This is a genomic window from Streptomyces sp. NPDC059455 (assembly GCF_042750115.1).
GTDB classification, from domain to species: Bacteria; Actinomycetota; Actinomycetes; order Streptomycetales; family Streptomycetaceae; genus Streptomyces; species Streptomyces endocoffeicus.
Map to the genome: position 1 here is coordinate 1 of NZ_JBHYVB010000030.1, position 17,464 is coordinate 17,464.

Annotated in this window: 19 protein-coding genes; 7 read left to right on the plus strand and 12 right to left on the minus strand. The window is 71.6% G+C overall.

Translation table 11 applies throughout. The features are described from left to right. Window positions 1-158: 158 nt before the first annotated feature. Window positions 159-1,220: an NAD-dependent epimerase/dehydratase family protein gene (locus tag ACFXB5_RS13380; protein WP_385206451.1), complete on the minus strand. Its 1,062-nt coding sequence runs from the start codon at window positions 1,218-1,220 to the stop codon at window positions 159-161. 264 nt (window positions 1,221-1,484) lie between these two features. On the opposite strand from ACFXB5_RS13380, the gene ACFXB5_RS13385 reads away from it, so the two are divergent. From ACFXB5_RS13385 to ACFXB5_RS13405, 5 genes are read left to right on the plus strand one after another with little or no spacing between them, the layout of a single operon-like run. Continuing rightward, a complete protein-coding gene (locus ACFXB5_RS13385) occupies window positions 1,485-3,071 on the plus strand; it encodes a sensor histidine kinase (protein ID WP_385206453.1) in 1,587 nt (528 codons plus the stop codon). Continuing rightward, the gene (locus ACFXB5_RS13390; protein WP_198274062.1) at window positions 3,064-3,483 is read left to right on the plus strand and encodes a roadblock/LC7 domain-containing protein; all 420 of its coding nucleotides are present in this window, start codon (window positions 3,064-3,066) and stop codon (window positions 3,481-3,483) included. Before ACFXB5_RS13385 ends, ACFXB5_RS13390 begins: the two co-directional genes overlap by 8 nt. Further along, window positions 3,480-3,842, plus strand: coding sequence for a DUF742 domain-containing protein (locus tag ACFXB5_RS13395; protein WP_256651349.1), 363 nt, complete (start codon window positions 3,480-3,482; stop codon window positions 3,840-3,842). Before ACFXB5_RS13390 ends, ACFXB5_RS13395 begins: the two co-directional genes overlap by 4 nt. After that, window positions 3,823-4,446 carry an ATP/GTP-binding protein gene (locus tag ACFXB5_RS13400; RefSeq protein ID WP_385206456.1) on the plus strand — a complete coding sequence of 208 codons (624 nt, stop codon included), beginning with the start codon at window positions 3,823-3,825 and terminating at the stop codon, window positions 4,444-4,446. The genes ACFXB5_RS13395 and ACFXB5_RS13400 overlap by 20 nt, the downstream gene beginning before the upstream one ends. Further along, the gene (locus ACFXB5_RS13405) at window positions 4,443-5,936 is read left to right on the plus strand and encodes a cytochrome P450 (RefSeq protein ID WP_385206458.1); all 1,494 of its coding nucleotides are present in this window, start codon (window positions 4,443-4,445) and stop codon (window positions 5,934-5,936) included. The genes ACFXB5_RS13400 and ACFXB5_RS13405 overlap by 4 nt, the downstream gene beginning before the upstream one ends. 3 nt (window positions 5,937-5,939) lie before the next feature. Here the strand turns inward: ACFXB5_RS13405 and ACFXB5_RS13410 are convergent, their stop codons facing one another. The 5 genes from ACFXB5_RS13410 to ACFXB5_RS13430 form a co-directional block, all read right to left on the minus strand. Beyond that, a complete protein-coding gene (locus ACFXB5_RS13410; RefSeq protein ID WP_020866563.1) occupies window positions 5,940-6,095 on the minus strand; it encodes a hypothetical protein in 156 nt (51 codons plus the stop codon). 215 nt (window positions 6,096-6,310) lie between these two features. After that, on the minus strand, window positions 6,311-7,261 hold the full coding sequence (locus tag ACFXB5_RS13415; RefSeq protein ID WP_385206461.1) for a cytochrome c oxidase assembly protein: 951 nt from the start codon (window positions 7,259-7,261) through the stop codon (window positions 6,311-6,313). Between the two features lie 56 nt (window positions 7,262-7,317). Next, window positions 7,318-8,343 carry a 6-phosphofructokinase gene (locus ACFXB5_RS13420; RefSeq protein ID WP_385206464.1) on the minus strand — a complete coding sequence of 342 codons (1,026 nt, stop codon included), beginning with the start codon at window positions 8,341-8,343 and terminating at the stop codon, window positions 7,318-7,320. Between the two features lie 177 nt (window positions 8,344-8,520). After that, a complete protein-coding gene (locus ACFXB5_RS13425) occupies window positions 8,521-9,258 on the minus strand; it encodes a type 1 glutamine amidotransferase (RefSeq protein ID WP_385206467.1) in 738 nt (245 codons plus the stop codon). A 23-nt stretch (window positions 9,259-9,281) separates the two neighbouring features. Beyond that, window positions 9,282-10,520: a MurT ligase domain-containing protein gene (locus tag ACFXB5_RS13430; protein WP_044568115.1), complete on the minus strand. Its 1,239-nt coding sequence runs from the start codon at window positions 10,518-10,520 to the stop codon at window positions 9,282-9,284. A 190-nt stretch (window positions 10,521-10,710) separates the two neighbouring features. Between ACFXB5_RS13430 and def the strand changes: the two genes are divergently transcribed. Then, window positions 10,711-11,277 (plus strand): peptide deformylase, encoded by a 567-nt coding sequence (gene def / locus ACFXB5_RS13435; RefSeq protein WP_385206469.1) that lies wholly within the window; start codon window positions 10,711-10,713, stop codon window positions 11,275-11,277. Window positions 11,278-11,504: 227 nt separating this feature from the next. On the opposite strand, the gene ACFXB5_RS13440 is transcribed toward def, so the two are convergent. After that, a complete protein-coding gene (locus tag ACFXB5_RS13440; protein WP_385206472.1) occupies window positions 11,505-12,161 on the minus strand; it encodes a TetR family transcriptional regulator in 657 nt (218 codons plus the stop codon). A gap of 193 nt (window positions 12,162-12,354) precedes the next feature. Between ACFXB5_RS13440 and ACFXB5_RS13445 the strand changes: the two genes are divergently transcribed. Further along, window positions 12,355-13,581, plus strand: coding sequence for an acyl-CoA dehydrogenase family protein (locus tag ACFXB5_RS13445; protein ID WP_385206475.1), 1,227 nt, complete (start codon window positions 12,355-12,357; stop codon window positions 13,579-13,581). 71 nt (window positions 13,582-13,652) lie between these two features. Here ACFXB5_RS13445 and uppS read toward each other — a convergent pair whose 3' ends face one another. The 5 genes from uppS to ACFXB5_RS13470 all read right to left on the minus strand — a co-directional run bounded on the left by uppS (window position 13,653) and on the right by ACFXB5_RS13470 (window position 17,351). Continuing rightward, window positions 13,653-14,471, minus strand: coding sequence for a polyprenyl diphosphate synthase (uppS, locus tag ACFXB5_RS13450; protein ID WP_385206477.1), 819 nt, complete (start codon window positions 14,469-14,471; stop codon window positions 13,653-13,655). A 104-nt stretch (window positions 14,472-14,575) separates the two neighbouring features. Next, on the minus strand, window positions 14,576-15,388 hold the full coding sequence (locus ACFXB5_RS13455) for an SAM-dependent methyltransferase (protein WP_385206479.1): 813 nt from the start codon (window positions 15,386-15,388) through the stop codon (window positions 14,576-14,578). 66 nt (window positions 15,389-15,454) lie between these two features. Further along, window positions 15,455-16,057, minus strand: coding sequence for a hypothetical protein (locus ACFXB5_RS13460; RefSeq protein WP_385206481.1), 603 nt, complete (start codon window positions 16,055-16,057; stop codon window positions 15,455-15,457). A 186-nt stretch (window positions 16,058-16,243) separates the two neighbouring features. Next, window positions 16,244-16,483 (minus strand): DUF397 domain-containing protein, encoded by a 240-nt coding sequence (locus ACFXB5_RS13465; protein WP_210946467.1) that lies wholly within the window; start codon window positions 16,481-16,483, stop codon window positions 16,244-16,246. A 1-nt stretch (window position 16,484) separates the two neighbouring features. Next, window positions 16,485-17,351 (minus strand): helix-turn-helix domain-containing protein, encoded by an 867-nt coding sequence (locus tag ACFXB5_RS13470; RefSeq protein WP_385206484.1) that lies wholly within the window; start codon window positions 17,349-17,351, stop codon window positions 16,485-16,487. Between the last annotated feature and the right edge of the window lie 113 nt (window positions 17,352-17,464).

Sequence of the window (17,464 nt, forward strand, 5' to 3'; positions counted from 1 at the left end):
CGGGCGTGTGGGCCCGGGCGCCTGGCGGGGGCCGCGGTTCATTATTGTGGGGGTGGTGCGGGGTGTTGGGGGGGGGGCGGCGGTCCCCCCCGCGGGGCCCCGGTTCCGTTTGTCCGCCGTACGGCCCCGCGCCGATCACGCCCTACGCCCCGTGTCGATCAGGGCGCGGGGGAGTTCCCGCCGCCCCGCAGCCACGCGTCCTCGGCCGCGTAGTCGAACAGATCGGTCATCGGGCCGTAGGCGGCGGCCATGTCGGGGAACGCGGTGCGCCAGTCCGGGTCGGCCGCCAGCCGGTCCGTCAGCCAGGCGACGGTCGCCGGGAGCGATTCCGCATAGCCGGTCACCGGGCGGTAGCCCAACTCCCGTTCGGCCGCGGACATGTCGTAGACGAGGGGGTGGGCCAGGCTCCAGGGCGTGCTGCCGACATGCGGATGCGGCGGCTCCCCGTCGACCAGTACCAGCTCGCTGCGCACCTCCAGCACCGCGTCCACGGCGGCGGCGATGTCGGCGACCGTCGGGGCCTGTGGATCGCCCGCGTTGAGCACCCGGGAACCGGGCCGGTGGGCGGCCAGCCGCACCAGCTCCGCGATGTTGTCGACATGCACCGGATGGAACCGGCTGCGGCCGCCGTGCGCCAGGATCCGCACCGGCCGCCCGTCCAGCGCCCGTTTGACGAAGTACAGCTCACGCGGGGTGCGGCAGTGCGGGCCGTGGATCGCCCCGGCGCGCAGCAGGGTCGTCGGCAGCCGGTCCCCGGCGGCCAGCAGCTCCCGCTCCAGCGCCACCTTCCGGCTGCCGTAGCCGTCGCCCGGCGGGACGGTCCGCTGGGACTCGGGGAGCGGCACCGGATACCGCGGGGCGCCGTCCGGCCGGTCCTGGGTGGCGAAGCCCCGGCCCTGGTCGTCCTCGTACACCGCTCCGGTGGAGATCACCACCGCCGATCCGATCCGGTCGGCGAGCCCCAGCAACTGCCGTGCGTGCGCCCGGCCGTAGGCGACGCAGTCCAGCACCACATCGCGGCCGTCGCCGATCAGCGCGGCCACCGCGGCGGCGTCGTCCCGGTCCACGGCCACGCTCTCCACCGACCCGGGCCAGCTCGCGTCGCGGCCCCCGCCGCGCGAGGCGGCCCGCACCCGCCATCCCTCCTCGGCGAGCGCGCGCACCGCCGCCCGGCCGATCTGCCCCGTCGCCCCGATCACACATGCGCTCCCAGTACTCATGCCGGGACGCTATGGGCCCGAGTGCCACGCTGCCCAGACTCCTTCGCCATGAGCAGATTCGCCCTCGGCCGATCATTCACGGTCAAAGGGTGAGTGCAGATGATCGCTTTTTCACGCTCTTTGAATTCACCGTGATGCATTCCGAAGAAAAAAGCATCTTCGATTCATGCGACGGTGAAACCGCTATGCTCCAGGGCCCATGACGGGCTGGTTCATCGCCCGCATTTCGCACTCATTTTCTCTTCGCTGTTTTTAAGGATGCCCATGGTTTTCGCCGGCACCTCATCCGGAGGCGGCACCTCACCCGGAGGCCGACGGCCCGCCTCCACGCTCGTATGGGTCATCCCTCCCGCCGCGATGGCGTTCTGCGCGGCGCTGGCCGTCGCCGTGGTCCCGTCCGGGGCGCGGGCCACGGTCGCCTGGTGCGGAGTGGCGGCGACGCTCGCGGTGGCCTTCGCGGCGGCCGAGGCGATGCGCCGCGGACGGCTGATCACCACGCTGCGCACCCGGCTCGCCGCCCAGGAGACCGAGTCCCGGCAGCGCCTGGCGGCCCAGGAGGCGGAGATCCGGCGGCTGACCCGGGAGGTGCTCCCCGCGACGGTGGCCCGGCTGCGGCGCGGCGCCATGGTGCACGAGGCGATGAAGGACGTCGACTACGCGCCCCGTCTCGACCCGGACTTCGACGCCGCCCACGAGCAACTGCTGCGGTGGGTGCTGGACACCGTGCGGACCGAGGAGGACCTGAGGGACGCGGCCCAGCGGGCCTTCGTCAACATCGCCCGCCGGGTGCAGGCCATCGTCCACCAACAGGCCCAGGACATGCGGGAGATGGAGGACAAGCACGGCGCCGACCCGGACGTCTTCGAGGATCTGCTGCACCTGGACCACGGCAACGCCCTCATCGGCCGGCTGGCGGACTCCATCGCCGTCCTGGGCGGCTCCCGGCCGGGCCGCCAGTGGCAGAAGGAGGTGCCGCTGTTCAACGTCTGCCGCGGCGCCATGTCCCGCATCCTCGAGTACGAGCGGGTGGATCTGCACTCGGTGGCGGACGTCGCCATCGTCGGCCCCTCGGTGGAGCCGCTGATCCACGCCCTCGCCGAACTGCTGGACAACGCCACCCGCTACTCGCCGCCCAAGACCCGGGTGCACCTGACCGCGATCGAGGTCCAGTCCGGGGTCGCGATCGAGATCGAGGACGCCGGGGTGGGCCTGTCGGAGGAGGCGCGCAGACGCACCGACGCGGTGCTGCTCCAGGCGGCCACCGGATTCGACCTCAACGACCTGGGCGAGACACCGAGGCTCGGCCTGGCCGTGGTCGGCAGGCTCGCCGTGCGGTACCGGTTCCAGATCTCGCTGCGGCCCTCGGCGTACGGCGGGGTACGCGCGGTGCTGGTCGTACCGCAGGACATCATCTGCCCCACCCCCGCGCCCGGCGGCGCGATCGCCCGCGCGGCCAAACTGCCCCCGCCCAAGCCCATCAAGCGAGCCACCCCGCTGCCGTCGCCCACCCGCACCGGCCCGGTGGCGCAGGGCCGCCCCGGCCCCGGCTTCCGGCAGAACGGCGCCGGACTCCCGCAGCGCCGCCGCCGGATGCCCATGGTCGCCCCGCCAGCCCCCCAGTCGTTCCGTGCCGACTCCGCGCCCCCGGCGGCGCCCGCCCCGCCCCGTGAACCGGCCCGGCAGCCGGTACAGCCGGGGATCTGGCTGGACGCCTTCACCAAGGGGCTCAACGGCGAGCCGATCCCGGCGGCGGACGCCGCCACGGACGCGCCGGACCCCCGGAAGTCCCCCAGCACCCCGGACAGCTCGAGCACCCCGAACACCCCGAACACGTCGGACAAGGATGAGTAGGCAAGTGACGCAACCGCGGTTCAACATGGACTGGATGCTCCGGGACCTGGCGTCCAGCGTTCCGGAGACCCGGCACGTGGTCCTGCTGTCCTCGGACGGCCTGTGCATGGCCCAGGTGGGCACGGACAAGGACACCGCCGACCGCCTGGCCGCCGCCTGCGCCGGGCTGCAGAGCCTCTCCGGTGCGATCGCCGCCGAATTCCCCGACGGGGACGGCCGGATGCGGCTGGTCGTCATCGAGGTCGACGGCGGGTTCTTCTATCTGATGGCGGCCGGTACCAGCTCCTATCTGGCGGTGCTCGCCGAGGACAGCGTGGACGCCGGGCTGATGGGCCAGTGCATGAGAGACCTCGTCGCCCGGCTCGGGGAGCACCTCAGCAGCCCGCCGCGGGTCGACGGACGCGTCACATGAGCGAGCCCGGCAAGCCGTGGGACGAGGGCGGCCCGGAGCGGCTCTACACGGTCAGCCGCGGCCGCGCCCCGCAGGAACCCCGGCACCGGCCCGTCGAGCTCGTCAGCCTCATCGTGGCGCGCGCCGAACCGGAGCCGGGGATGGCACCCGAGGCCGCGGCCGTGCTGAGGATGTGCCAGTTCCCGCTCTCGGTGGCCGAGATCTCCGCGTATCTGGTCCTGCCCGTCTCCACCGTCACCGTGCTCCTCGCGGGGCTGCTGCGGGACGACCGGGTGGAGGTCAGGGCGCCGGTCCCGGCCGCCGTGCTGCCCGACCCCGAACTGCTGCAGGCGGTGATGCATGGACTACAGAACCTCTGAGGGAATCGCCGGACCGCGCAGCGAGGACACCCTCCCGGCCTCCGCGGCCGCCGCCGTCAAGGTCGTGATCGTCGGCGGCTTCGGCGTCGGCAAGACCACCATGGTCGGCTCGGTGAGCGAGATCCGCCCGCTGACCACCGAGGAGACCATGACCCAGGCCGGGGTCGGCGTCGACGACATCGCCGGGATCGAGCGCAAGACCGAGACCACCGTCGCGATGGACTTCGGCCGGATCAGCCTCAACGAACGGCTGGTGCTCTATCTGTTCGGCACCCCCGGCCAGGAGCGGTTCTGGTTCCTGTGGAACGGCCTCTTCGAGGGCGCCCTGGGCGCCGTGGTCCTGATCGACACCCGCCGTCTGGAGGTCAGCTTCGACGCGGTCGGGCGGCTGGAGGAACGCGGGGTGCCGTTCGTGATCGCGGTCAACGCGTTCCCCGAGGCCCCCGTCCACCCCATGGCGGACCTGCGCGCGGCCATGGACCTCCCCGACTCCGTCCCGATGATCGACTGCGATGCCCGCGACCGGACCTCCAGCCGCGACACCCTCCTCGCCCTCGTACGCCATCTGCAATCCCTCCACACCGTGACCCCGGAGACACCGTGACTCCTCATCCCGACGACCCCGGCACCGGGCCCGCCGATCCGCCGCCCACCCGGTGCCCCGTCCACACCGCGCTCTCCGACCCAGACGCCGGTCTGGTGGACCTCCTCGGGCCCGAGAACGAGAAGGACCCGATGGGGCTGTACGAGCGGCTGCGCGCCGAGCACGGCCCGGTGGCCCCGATCGTGCTCGACGGTGGCATACCGGCCTGGCTGCTGCTGGGCTACCGCGAGAACCTGGAGGTCTCCCGCACCCCCTCCCGCTTCTCCCGCGACTCCCGCCACTGGCACGCCTGGAAGGACGGCGGGATCGCCGCCGACTCGCCCCTGCTGCCGGTGGTCGGCTGGCAGCCCATGTGCACCTTCGCCGACGGCGACGAGCACGAGCGGCTGCGGGCCGCGCTCACCGAGTCCATGGGGCGCTTCGACCGCCGCGGGATCCGCCGCCATGTCACCCGCTTCACCCACGAGCTGGTGAACGACTTCTGCGCCGACGGGGGCGCGGAAATGGTCACCGCCTTCGCCCAGCAGCTGCCCATGCTCGTCCTCACCCAACTGCTGGGCATGCCCGACGAGTACGGCCCACGGCTGGTCGAGGCCACCCGGGACCTGATGAAGGGCACCGAGACGGCCCTGCGCAGCGACGCGTACGTCACCGACGCCCTCAAGGGCCTGGTGGACCGCAAGCGCGCCGAACCGGGCGAGGACCTGGCGTCCTGGCTGCTGGCCCACCCCTCCGGCCTCACCGAGGAGGAGGTGGTCCAGCATCTGCGGCTGGTGCTGCTCACCGGCAACGAGACCACCACCAATCTGATGGCCAACACGCTGCGCATGGTCCTCACCGACCCGCGCTTCCGCGCCTCCCTGGCCGGCGGCCATATGACGCTGCCGGACGCCATCGAGCACGTGCTGTGGAACGAGCCCCCGCTCACGGTCGTCCCCGGCCGCTGGGCCACCGGGGACACCGAGCTGGGCGGTCAGCGGATCAAGGCCGGGGACATGCTGCTGCTGGGGCTGGCCGCCGGGAACGTCGACCCGGCCATCCGCCCCGACATCGCCGCGCCCATGTACGGCAACCGGTCCCATCTCGCCTTCAGCGGCGGCCCCCATGAATGCCCGGGGCAGGACATCGGCCGGGCCATCACGGACACCGCCATCGACACCCTGCTGCTGCGCCTGCCCGATCTGCGGCTGGCCGTGGACGAGTCCGAGCTGACCTGGCTCTCGTCCTGGATCTCCCGCCATCTCGTGGAGCTGCCGGTGGAGTTCATGCCCCGGCGCCCCGAGCCGGACATCATGGACCTCCCCGTCGAGGCCCTCCTGTCCCCTCGGCAGCGGATGCCCTCGATGCCCGAGGAGGCGTCGGCCCCGGCACCGGTCCGGTCCGGCCCCGAGGCGCCGGGCCCGGGGCGCGTCCCGTGGTGGGCGGCGTTATGGCGGCGGCTGCTGGGCAGGGACTCGGGATCCGCTCCGAAGGGGTCCTCCGCCCGGTAGAGATCAGCCCCGGGCCACCACGACCCCCACGGTCAGCAGTCCGAGCACCACCCAGCTGAACCAGAGCCAGCCGTTGCTCCCCAGAGCCACGGTGTAGGCCGTCACCAGCACCAGACCCCCCACCGTGGCCACCGTCATCGCCTTCGCGGAACCGGGCATCCCCGACCTCCTCACGGCGGTCCCGACGCCCCTTCGCCAAGACCTGGGCCCACCCAGGGCCCGGGTCCATGGTCTCGCGGTCCGGGCCCCGGCCGCTACGGGGTGTCCGGCGGGTCTTTCCCCTCCCCGCCGCAGCGGGAAGACCCGGCGGACCCCTCCGGACTCAGTGGCTCCGGTACTGGAGCCGGGTCAGTGGCTCCGGTACTCGAACGAGGTCACTGGCTCCGGGACTGGAGCGAGGCCAGATAGGCGTTGTACGCCGCGAGCTCCTGGTCGCCGTCCCGGTCCGCGGTGCGGTCGATACGCCGCGCCTGGCGCTGCTCGGACTTGTACCACTGGTAGACCAGCGCCACCAGCACGATCACCGACGGGATCTCGCTGAAGGCCCAGGCGATACCGCCCGCCCAGGTCTGGTCCGACAGCGCGTCGATGCCCAGCGAGGCGGGCGGGTGCTTGTACGTGCCGACCATGGGCTCGGACGCCATCATCAGCGCGATCCCGAAGAACGCGTGGAACGGCATGCCCGCGAACAGCTCCAGCATCCGCATCACATAGCCGGGCCGGTGCGGGCCCGGGTCCACGCCCATGATCGGCCAGAAGAAGACCAGGCCCACCGCGAGGAAGTGGACCATCATCGCGATATGCCCGGCCTTGCTGTCCATCAGGAAGTCGAAGAGCGGGGTGAAGTACAGCGCGTACAGGCTCGCGATGAACAGCGGGATGGTGAACGCCGGGTGGGTGATGATCCGCATATAGCGGCTGTGCAACAGCGCGACCAGCAGTTCCCGGGGCCCCTTGCGGCCGCGCCCGGCCGCCGGGAGGGCCCGCAGGGTCAGCGTGACCGGCGCGCCCAGCAGCAGCAGGATCGGCGAGACCATGCTGATGATCATGTGCTGCACCATATGGACGCTGAACATGACCATGCCGTAGTCATTCAGCTTGGTGCACATCGCGACCGCGATGGTCAGCACCCCGAGCACGAAGGAGACCACGCGCCCCACCGGCCAGGCGTCACCGCGCCGCCGCAGTCGCACGACGCCCCAGCCGTAAAGACCGAGCGCCAGCACACAGCCGACCAGGAAGAACGGATCGCCGCCGAACTCCAGCCCGCGCGACAGCGTGAACGGCGGCAGATCCATCATCATGCCGTGCCCGCCGTGATCCATCGGCTCTCCTCCCAGTGCGCACGAAATGTGCTCGCACCAGCCTAGAACCGCTCAGATCACAGCACGCACTCGGCCTCGGCATACCGCTCGGTGGGGACCGTCTTCAGCCGCTCCACGGCCGTCGCGAGCGGCACCAGGGTGATGTCCGTGCCGCGCAGCGCCGTGATCGTGCCGAATTCGCCGCGGTGGACGGCCTCGACCGCGTGCCAGCCGAAGCGGGTGGCCAGCACCCTGTCGTACGCCGTCGGGGTGCCACCGCGCTGCACATGGCCCAGGATGACCGCCCGAGCCTCCTTGCCGAGCCGCCGCTCGAGCTCCACGGAGAGATGGCGGGCGATGCCCGCGAAGCGCTCATGGCCGTAGACGTCCTTGCCGCCGGCCTCGTAGTCCATCGTGCCCTCGCGCGGCTTGGCGCCCTCGGCCACCACCACGATCGCGAACTTCTTGCCCGCCTCGAACCGCGCCCCGACGGTCCCGGCCAGCTCCTCGATGTCGAACGGGCGCTCCGGGACGACGATGGCGTGGGCGCCCGCGGCCATGCCCGAGTGCAGCGCGATCCAGCCGGTGTGCCGCCCCATGACCTCGACGATCAGTACCCGCTGATGGGACTCCGCGGTGGTCTTGAGCCGGTCCAGGGCCTCGGTGGCGACTCCGACCGCGGTGTCGAAGCCGAAGGTCACATCGGTCGAGGCGATGTCGTTGTCGATGGTCTTGGGCACGCCGACGATCGGCAGTCCGGCGTCCGAGAGCAGCCGGGCGGCCTTGAGCGTGCCCTCCCCGCCGATGGGGATGACCGCGTCCAGGCCGAGCTCCGCCACATGCCCCTTGGCCCGCTCCACGCCGTCCCGCAGATGCTCGGGGCGCACCCGGGTGGAGCCGAGGATGGTGCCGCCGAGGGCCAGGATGCCGCTCACGGCGTCCAGGTCCAGCTTGCGGTAGTCGCACTCCAGCAGGCCCTTCCAGCCGTCCTGGAAGCCGATCACCTCATCGCCGTGGTCGACGGTGGCGCGGTGGACGATTGACCTGATGACCGCGTTCAGGCCGGGGCAGTCGCCGCCGGACGTGAGCACACCAATGCGCATGGCACGCATACCTCTGTCTGAGATGGGGGCCGACGGCCGGACCGCGTCGTCCGGCGGGACCCCGCCACCCTACAAGCGGGCGGGCGGCGGGGGCGCGGTTGCCGGCCTGATGTCCGCCATGCGGTCACCCAGCGTTCGAACGGCGTCTGAGCTGCGCTCGAGCGAGCGGGGCGCGGCTCAGGCGGGCTGGGTCGCCGCCGCGATCCGCTCGTTGCGCAGCGCCTCGTACCACTGGTCGTTGACCGGCGGCAGCGCGTTCACATCGAGGGCCAGCTTCAGCAGGTGGTCCGCGATGTGCGGATTGCGGGCCATCACCGGGCCGTGCATGTACGTCCCGAAGACGGTGTCGCTGTACGCGCCCTCGAAGCCGTCCCCGGTGCCGTTTCCGTTGCCGAACCGGACCCGGGCGAAGGGGCGGGCGGTCGGGCCCAGGTGGGTGACGCCCTGGTGGTTCTCGAAGCCGGTCAGCGGGGGCAGCGCCAGCCGCTCGTCGATGTCGGCCAGCACGTCCCCGACGCACCGGGCGCCCTCGCCGCGGGTGCTGACCACGTCCAGCAGGCCCAGGCCCTGCTGGCGCTGGCCGAGGTCGTTGACGAACTCGTGGCCGAGGATCTGGTACCCGGCGCACACCGAGAAGACGATCGCCCCGTTGGCGACCGCGCGGTTCAGCCCGCCGTCCCGCATCAGCCGCTCGGCGGCCAGCCGCTGCGGGCGGTCCTCACCGCCGCCGATCAGGTAGATGTCCCCGGAGGTGGGGATCTGCTGGTCGGAGCGGACGTCCAGGCGGGAGACGTCCAGCCCGCGCTGCCGCGCCCGGCGCTCCACCACCAGGACGTTGCCCTGGTCCCCGTACGTGCTCAGCAGGTCGGGGTAGACCCACACCAGACGCAGGCCGTTCTGGCTCGTGCTACGCATCGTCGTGTCTCCTCGTACGGGGGTCAGTTGCCGACCCGGCGGCGCAGGTCCTGGAACGCGGTGTAGTTGGCGATCACCTCGATGCGGCCGGGCGGGGAGATCCGCACCGCCTCGTCCGCGTCGGCGCAGACCCGGAAGTCGAGCCCGGCGACCTCCAGGCGCACCGCGAGGTCCAGCTTGCGGTCGCCGATCACACAGATCGGGTGCCCGGCGAGCCGGGTGTAGTCCACGTCCCACAGCCAGGAGGTGTCGGTGCCGTCCGCGCCGCGCGCGTTCACCGAGAGGATCACCGGGGTGGGCGGGGGGTCGATCAGCGAGAACGTCTCCAGCCAGCCGGCCGGGTTCTTCGCCAGCAGCAGCCGCAGCTGGCGCTCCTGGAAGGTGACCACGTCATACCGGCCGGCCACGGCCTGGACCTGGTACATCCGCTCCAGCGCGACCTGCGGGGGCACCCCGAAGGTGGCGGCGACGGCGGCCGAGGTGGCCGCGTTGGCCTTGTTGGCGCGGCCGGGGAGCTGGAGCTGGATGGGCCAGGCGGCGCCGTGCGGGTCGAGGACGTAGTCGCCGTTCAGCGCCCAGCTGGGCACCGGGCGGCGGAAGCCGCACTCACCGCAGACCCAGTCGTCGCCCGGGCGCTGCAGCACACCGCCGCAGGACGGGCAGGACCAGGCGTCGTCCTTCCACTCCTGCCCGGCCGCGACCCACACCACATTGGGGCTGGAGGAGGCGGCCCAGACGATCAGCGGGTCGTCGGCGTTGGCGATCACGACCGCCTTGCTGCCGGTCAGGCCCTCGCGCCACTTCTCGGCGAGCATCCGGGTCTCGGCGGCGCGGTCGAGCTGGTCACGGGAGAGGTTGAGGAGCGCGATGGCCTTGGGCTCGGTGTCGCGCGCCACACCGGCGAGGTACTTCTCGTCGACCTCGATGACGCCGTAGCGGGCATCGGAGCCGCCCGCCAGGGCCGAGGTGATACCGGCCGGCATATTGGCGCCCAGCGCGTTGGAGACGACCGGGCCGGCCGCCCGCAGCGCCTCGGCGATGAGCCGGGTGGTCGTGGTCTTGCCGTTGGTCGCCGACACCAGGATGACGTCCAGGTGCTGCGCCAGCCTGCTCAGCAGATCGGGGTCGAGGCGCAGGGCCACCTTGCCGCCGATCACCGATCCGCTGCCGCGGCCCGCGGCCTTCGATACCGCCGCCGCGGCCCTGCCCGCCGTCACGGCCAGCTTGGCCCGCGGTGACAGCGGCTCCGAGTTGCCTGCCATCGTCTTCTCGATCCTCCTCGCATACCGGCGCCGCTTCTGCCCCCCGAGGCGCCGGTGGTATGCCCCCTCCGCGCCGCATCGCCAGCCGGGAGGCCACGGTCGGAGAGCAGCCTATCGAGATCCGGCGGCTGTCCCGAATTCCGTCCGCGCGCGTGGGGCACACCTCACCGGCGCCGTAGGCTTTGCTGCCATGCGACATGGCGTGATCCCGGGCAGCCGCGGAGCGGTACGGCCCCTGCGGCTCTTCGGCGATCCGGCGCTGCGCGCGCCGTGCGAGGAGGTCACCGCGTTCGACGCCGAGCTGGCCCTGCTGATCGAGGACATGTACGCGACGATGTACGCGGCCCACGGGGTGGGCCTCGCGGCCAATCAGATCGGTGTGGGGCTGCGGGTCTTCGTCTTCGACTGCCCGGACGACGAGGACCACCGCCATCTGGGGCATGTCGTCAATCCCCGGCCGGTCGCGGCCGACGGGGTGACGGTGCGCGGGCCGGAGGGCTGTCTGTCGCTGCCGGGCGTCGAGGCGGGCACCCCGCGCTACGACCATGTGGTGATCGAGGGCGCGACGATGACCGGGGAGCCGGTGCGGATCGAGGGCACGGGCTTCTTCGCGCGCTGTCTGCAGCACGAGTGCGACCATCTGGACGGCGGGCTGTTCGTCGACCGGCTGACCGGGCTGCGGCGGCGCCGGGCGCTGCGGGCGATCCGCCGCGCCCCCTGGGCGCCGTCGCCGGGCGCCGGGACTGTGAGGGCGTAGGGACCTGCGGGGTGTCCGCCGCGTGGCAGGGGCCTCACCCCTGGATCCATTCCAGCCCTCCAGGGGGCACCTCCCAGCGGTAGCTGGGGGAGATTGAGGAGCGGGGTCTGGGGCGGAGCCCCACGCCGCAGGCGTCACGATCCGTCGGCACCTCCCCGGGGCGCGGGGCCCGTTCGAGCCGGGGCACCAGCGGGCTTACGGGCGGGCCGCGAGCGATGTGCGGGGTCTCAGAACCCCGGTGCGCCGACCCGGTCGTCCGCCAGCGACAGCCGCCCCCACAGCAGATCGGTGAGATGGTGCACCAACTGGCCGCGTGCGCAGGGTCGGTCGCGCAGCCACCAGTCACCGGCCGCGTGCATCATGCCGACGATCCCATGGCCCCAGACCCGGGCCACCTCGGCACCGCCGGGGCCCAGCTCCACCCGCTCGGCGATCACCGTGGCCAGTTCCTCGCCGAGCCGCCGCAGCAGCGGGGCGGAGTGGTGGCCCACGTCGAAGGTCTGCTCCGGCTCCTGCTGGCCGTGGTCGGCCGGGTGCATCAGGAAGCGGTACACCTGGGGCCGCGCCTCGATCGCGGCCAGATAGGTGTCCAGCGTGGCCTCCACGCGCTGCCGGCGGTCGTCGGCGGGCGCGTCCAGGGCCGCGCGCAGCGAGGCGAGCAGGGCGTCGGTGTGGCGCTTGGCGAGCGCGCGGTACAGTCCGCCCTTGTCGCCGAAGTGGCGGTACAGAATGGGCTTGGTGATGCCCGCTTCGGCGGCGATGGCGTTCATCGAGGCCTCTGGCCCGTCGCGCAGTACCACCCGGTCCGCGGCCTCCAGCAGTTCCTTGCGCCTCTGCTGGGCCGTCTGTCGCTGGTCGTCCCGCTGGCTGGTCCCGGTCCGCATGCGTTGCCTCCCCGCCCCCGATGTCGTACTCGCGCCTTACGCCCCTCGCGCTTACCGGCGCGATCGCGCTCCGCGCTCTGCGCAACGTAACACCCGAGCGGGGAGCGGGGCCCGCGTGCCCGGGGGAGTTGACATTGCCTACTGGGCGGTAACAGACTGCTGTTACCGCAGGTAACAAGCACGTGGAGGGGTCATGGCGGAGTTCTCGTTCGAGCTCGACGACGATCAGAAGGCGGTGCGCGACTGGATCCACGGCTTCGCCGCGGACGTCATGCGCCCGGCCGCCGCCGAATGGGACGAGCGCGAGGAGACCCCCTGGCCGATTATCCAGGAGGCCGCCAAGATCGGCCTGTACTCCCTCGACTTCTACGCCCAGCAGTACTTCGACCCCACGGGCCTCGGCATCCCCATGACCATGGAGGAGCTGTTCTGGGGCGACGCGGGCATCGCCCTGTCCATCGTCGGCACCGGCCTCGCCGCCGTCGGCGTCCTCGCCAACGGCACCGAGGAGCAGATCGGCACCTGGATCCCGCAGATGTACGGCGACGCCGACGATGTGAAGGTCGCCGCCTTCTGCTCCTCCGAGCCCGACGCGGGCTCCGACGTCGGCTCGATGCGCACCCGCGCCGTCTACGACGAGGCCAAGGACGAATGGGTGCTGAACGGCACCAAGACCTGGGCCACCAACGGCGGTATCGCCAATGTCCATGTGGTGGTCGCGGTCGTCGACCCCGACGTCGGCTCCAAGGGCCACGCCTCGTTCATCATCCCGCCCGGCACCCCCGGGCTGTCCCAGGGCCAGAAGTTCAAGAAGCACGGCATCCGCGCCTCGCACACCGCCGAGGTGGTCCTCGACCAGGTGCGGGTGCCCGGCAGCTGCCTGCTCGGGGGCAAGGAGAAGCTGGACGAACGCCTCGCACGCGCCCGGGAGAGGGCCAAGTCGGGCGGGGAGCGGCTGAAGAACGCCGCGATGGCCACCTTCGAGGCGTCCCGCCCGGCCGTCGGCGCCATGGCGGTCGGCACCGCCCGCGCCGCGTACGAGGTCGCGCTGGACTACGCCAAGACCCGGCAGCAGTTCGGCCGCCCCATCATCGACAACCAGGGCGTCGCCTTCCAGCTCGCCGATATGCGCACCCGGATCGACGCCGCGCGGCTGATGGTGTGGCGCGCTTCGTGGATGGCCGTGAGCGGCCGGCCCTTCGAGTCTGCCGAGGGCTCCATGTCCAAGCTGTTCGCCAGTGAGACCGCCAAGCAGGTCACCGCCCAGGCGGTGCAGATCCTCGGCGGCAACGGCTTCACCCGCGAGTACCCGGTCGAGCGGATGCACCGCGACGCCGCCATTTATACGATCTTCGAGGGCACCAGCGAGATCCAGCGCCTGGTCATCGCCCGCACCCTCTCCGGCGTTCAGATCCGCTGAGCGCTCCGCGGGAAGTGTCGCGATGCGTCGTCGGCCGACTGCGGCCCGTCGTGGTAGCAGCGGCGGGCGCGTCAGACGGGGCCGACGCCCGCGCCAAAACGCCGCTTACGGGCCCCGAACGCGATCAGCAGCGCGCGGAGCTCCTCACCGGTGAAGTCGGGCCACAGGGTGTCCACGAAGAAGAGCTCCGCGTAGGCCGCCCGCCAGAGCATGAAGTTGGAGATGCGCTGCTCCCCGGAGGTGCGCACCAGCATGTCGATGTCCGGCAGATCGGCGTGCGGCAGATGGCGGGTGAACAGGGCCTCGTCGATGAGCCCGGGGTCCAGCGCGCCGTCCGCCGAGGCGCGGGCCAGCGAGGTGGCGGCGCGGGCGATCTCCTCCCGGCCGCCGTGGTTGAAGCAGAAGGCCAGCGTCATGGCGCGGTTGTCGCGGGTTTCGTCCTCCGCGCGGCGGAGCGCGGTCAGCGTGGCCCGGGGGAGCCGGGCCTCCGAACCCAGCCAGCGCAGCCGCACCCCTCGCTCTCCGTAGCCGCGGAAGACATCCGCGAGCTGGGCGGTGAGCCGCATCAGGGCGGCCACCTCGGCGCGCGGCCGGTTCCAGTTCTCGGTGGAGAATAAGAACAGCGACAGGTGTTCGATGCCCTCCTCCAGGGCCGTGTCCACCACCCGCGGCAGCGCGAGCACCCCCGCCTGATGGCCGCGGGTGCGGGAGAGGCCGCGCAGGGCGGCCCAGCGGCCGTTGCCGTCCATGATGATGGCCAGGTGCCGCGGCCGCCCCGGCGCCTCGTCCTGGGGGCCGCGGCGCTGCCGTACGACGACGGGGGCACCGGCGACCGACGCCCGCAGCAGTCGCTTGACGGAGGGCACTCTCCAGGCTCCGACCTCGAACACCCGCGCGTCCCTCCGCCTCGCTTCCCGGCGCCGTGTCTGACGACGCGACGGGGGCGGGGGTTACCTCCCCGGTGGCCGAACCATTCGTTTGGTCGTCACCACCGTCACGGCTTGCGCGCCACGCCCCCGTGGACATCGGTGGTCTCGATGTCCGTCTCGGAGGGGGCCGGGCGCCACAGCGGACACGACACGATACCGGGCTCGATCAGCTCCAGACCCTCGTAGAAGCGGCTGATCTGCTCGACGCTGCGCAGCACGTACGGCACGGCGCCGGTGTCGTCGTAGCCCTCCTGGGCCTGCTTGAGCGCCTGGTCGGTGTCGGTGCTGTCGTAGTGCACGAAGTAGCTGCCGGACGGTAAGGCGGCCTGGAGCCGCCGCACGATCGACACCGACTCGTCGTAGTTCTGGATGTGGCCGAGGATGCCCATCAGCATCAGGGCGATGGGCCGGTCGAAGTCGAGCGTCTTCGACGCGGCCTCCATGATCCGCTCGGGCTCGTGCAGATCGGCGTCGATGTAGTCGGTCACCCCCTCGCGGGTGCTGGTGAGCAGCGCCTGGGCGTGCCGGAGCACGAGGGGGTCGTTGTCCACGTAGACGATGCGGGCCTCGGGCGCCACCCGCTGGGCCACCTGGTGGGTGTTGTCGTAGGTGGGCAGCCCGGTGCCGATGTCCAGGAACTGCCGGATCCCGCACTCGCCCGCCACATGGGTGACGGTGCGGATGAGGTACGCGCGCGAGGCGCGGGCCATGGTCTCGATGTTCGGGGCGACCTCCCGGTACTCGTCACCGGCGATCCGGTCGACTTCGTAGTTGTCCTTGCCGCCCATCCAGTAGTTCCAGATCCGGGCCGAATGCGGCACCGTGGTGTCGATCTTGGTGATGGCCTGCTGGTCGGGGGGCGACGAGCCGTCTGTCATAGCGCCAGTCTCCTGCCGTGCGGATGCGATTCGCGGGGCACCAACTTAGGGCCGGTGCCGGGGAGTTCAGCTCTGCTCGGCGAACGGCACGGGGGAACGGATGCGCGGGAAGGGCCGGGCGAACGAGGCCACCGGGGGCTCCGGCGCCGCCGCGCCGTGGCCCGGATCCGGGTCCGGACCGCCGGCGGAGGCCGGCCGCTCCTCGACGGTGAGGATCGGGGCGTGCTCGGCGAGGGTGGAAAAGGCGTGGTCATAGCCGGTGACCGCGGCGTCGATCTCCGCGAGGGCCGCCGCCGAGGCGCCGCCCGCGGCCAGCCGGTCCTCCAGCACATGCACCGGGGCGGTCACATGGACGAAGGCGCCGTGGCGCTCGGCCACCGCCTCGGCGAAGTCGAACGCCTGAATCCACGTCACCCGGGAGTGGCCACGGCGCAGCGGCCCGTAGACGAGCTCGCCGACCAGCGCGGCGTCGACCGCGAGGGCGCCGTCGTGCTGGAGGAGTTCGCGGTACGGCCGGACCGGGTCGACATGGGGGAGGTCGCGGGAGGCGCGGGTGACGGTGTAGCCGTGCCGGCGGGCGAGACCGGTCAGCAGCGCGTCCCTGCCGACTCCGTCGCAGCCCTCGACGATCAGGGTGCGGTGCTGTGTCACCGCGTGGTCGAGGTTCATTTACGGCATCCTGTCGGTCCCATGGGCTCTGCACATCTACAAGGGGGGACGACACCGCCGCCCGCCACGGCGTCTTCAGTGTGCGTGGCGGGACGGCGGGGACGGGAGTGCGGTGCGGGGTTGTGCGGTTGTGCGGGCGTAGTGGTTTTCGGGGAGTTTCGGGAAACCGGCCGTGGCCGGCCCGCTCTAGGCGATGAGGAAGTCCGCTTCGCCGGCCTTCGCCGCCTCCAGGAAGGACGCCACCTCCGAGCGGGTGTAGATCAGCGCGGGCCCGGCCGGGTCGGTGGACTGGCGCAGCGCGATCCGCCCGTCCGGCAGTCGCTTGGCCTCGATGCAGGTGCCGCCGTTGGACCCGCTCCAGGGCTTCTCCCAGCCCTCCGTGCCCAGGTCCGTAGCCGGCATTCCGGTGTAGACGGGGTCGTGCATCTCAGTGCTCCTTACGCAGTTCGGCCAGGATGGTGCTGCTGTCGCCGATCGGCTCGGCCTGGACCGCCATCCGGTCCAGGACCTCGAGATAGGCGACGACTTCGGCCGGCTTGTCCACATAGACCGCCCCGGTGAGGCTCTCGGTGTAGACGACGTCCGGCAGTTCGGAGAATCCGAAGCGGAAGTAGTGGAAGGGGCCGAAGGCCCCGGGGTGCGGCCCCGCGGCGAACCGCATGATCTGCAGCCTGACCTTGGGGACGTCCAAGGTGTCGATGAGGTGGTCGATCTGGTCGCGCATCACCCGCGAGCCGCCGACCGGGCGGTGCAGCACCGTCTCGTCGAGGATGGCCCAGATGGTCGGCGCGTCCGACTTGGTGAGCAGGCTCTGGCGCTTGACCCGCAGGGCGATCCGGCGCTCCAGCTCCTCGTCGGTGTCGCGCGGGAAGCCCATGCGTAGCACCGCTCGTGCGTAGTCCTCCGTCTGGAGCAGCCCGGGGACGTAGTGGGGCTCATACGCGCGAATGACGGTGGCCTCACTTTCGAGGCTTACGTAAACACTGAACCAGTCTGGAAGCACATCGCGGAACTGATGCCACCAGCCCGGCTGGTTGGCCTCGCGTGCCAGAGCGAGGAAATCATCCATCTCCGGACCGCGGACGCCGTAGTTCCGCAGCAGCTCCTTGAGATACGGAATCTTGAGGCCGACTTCCGCCTTTTCCATCCTGCGCACGGTCAACGGGGTGACCTCGATGGCTTTCGCGGCTTCCTCGAACGACACCTTCGCCCGCTCGCGCAGATGCCGCAGACGCTTGCCCAGGACTCTTCGCAAGACGGTGGGGGCGGCGCCGGCCGGCCGTGCCTCGCTCACGTCCGCCTCCCGTAGGAATGGCTGTCATATGCCTGCACAGTGTGCCACGCGATGGATGACACAGACAGAGCGAGCGGAGCGGTTTGAAATTATCAGAACGAAGGTTGCGGGGT

Excerpts from the sequence above, each read along its gene's own strand:
- ACFXB5_RS13380 (WP_385206451.1), bottom strand. The coding sequence starts at position 1,220 with ATGAGTACTGGGAGCGCATGTGTGATCGGGGCGACGGGGCAGATCGGC.
- ACFXB5_RS13385 (WP_385206453.1), top strand. The coding sequence starts at position 1,485 with ATGGTTTTCGCCGGCACCTCATCCGGAGGCGGCACCTCACCCGGAGGC.
- ACFXB5_RS13390 (WP_198274062.1), top strand. The coding sequence starts at position 3,064 with ATGAGTAGGCAAGTGACGCAACCGCGGTTCAACATGGACTGGATGCTC.
- ACFXB5_RS13395 (WP_256651349.1), top strand. The coding sequence starts at position 3,480 with ATGAGCGAGCCCGGCAAGCCGTGGGACGAGGGCGGCCCGGAGCGGCTC.
- ACFXB5_RS13400 (WP_385206456.1), top strand. The coding sequence starts at position 3,823 with ATGGACTACAGAACCTCTGAGGGAATCGCCGGACCGCGCAGCGAGGAC.
- ACFXB5_RS13410 (WP_020866563.1), bottom strand. The coding sequence starts at position 6,095 with ATGCCCGGTTCCGCGAAGGCGATGACGGTGGCCACGGTGGGGGGTCTG.
- ACFXB5_RS13415 (WP_385206461.1), bottom strand. The coding sequence starts at position 7,261 with ATGGATCACGGCGGGCACGGCATGATGATGGATCTGCCGCCGTTCACG.
- ACFXB5_RS13420 (WP_385206464.1), bottom strand. The coding sequence starts at position 8,343 with ATGCGCATTGGTGTGCTCACGTCCGGCGGCGACTGCCCCGGCCTGAAC.
- ACFXB5_RS13425 (WP_385206467.1), bottom strand. The coding sequence starts at position 9,258 with ATGCGTAGCACGAGCCAGAACGGCCTGCGTCTGGTGTGGGTCTACCCC.
- ACFXB5_RS13430 (WP_044568115.1), bottom strand. The coding sequence starts at position 10,520 with ATGGCAGGCAACTCGGAGCCGCTGTCACCGCGGGCCAAGCTGGCCGTG.
- def (WP_385206469.1), top strand. The coding sequence starts at position 10,711 with ATGCGACATGGCGTGATCCCGGGCAGCCGCGGAGCGGTACGGCCCCTG.
- ACFXB5_RS13440 (WP_385206472.1), bottom strand. The coding sequence starts at position 12,161 with ATGCGGACCGGGACCAGCCAGCGGGACGACCAGCGACAGACGGCCCAG.
- ACFXB5_RS13445 (WP_385206475.1), top strand. The coding sequence starts at position 12,355 with ATGGCGGAGTTCTCGTTCGAGCTCGACGACGATCAGAAGGCGGTGCGC.
- ACFXB5_RS13455 (WP_385206479.1), bottom strand. The coding sequence starts at position 15,388 with ATGACAGACGGCTCGTCGCCCCCCGACCAGCAGGCCATCACCAAGATC.
- ACFXB5_RS13460 (WP_385206481.1), bottom strand. The coding sequence starts at position 16,057 with ATGAACCTCGACCACGCGGTGACACAGCACCGCACCCTGATCGTCGAG.
- ACFXB5_RS13465 (WP_210946467.1), bottom strand. The coding sequence starts at position 16,483 with ATGCACGACCCCGTCTACACCGGAATGCCGGCTACGGACCTGGGCACG.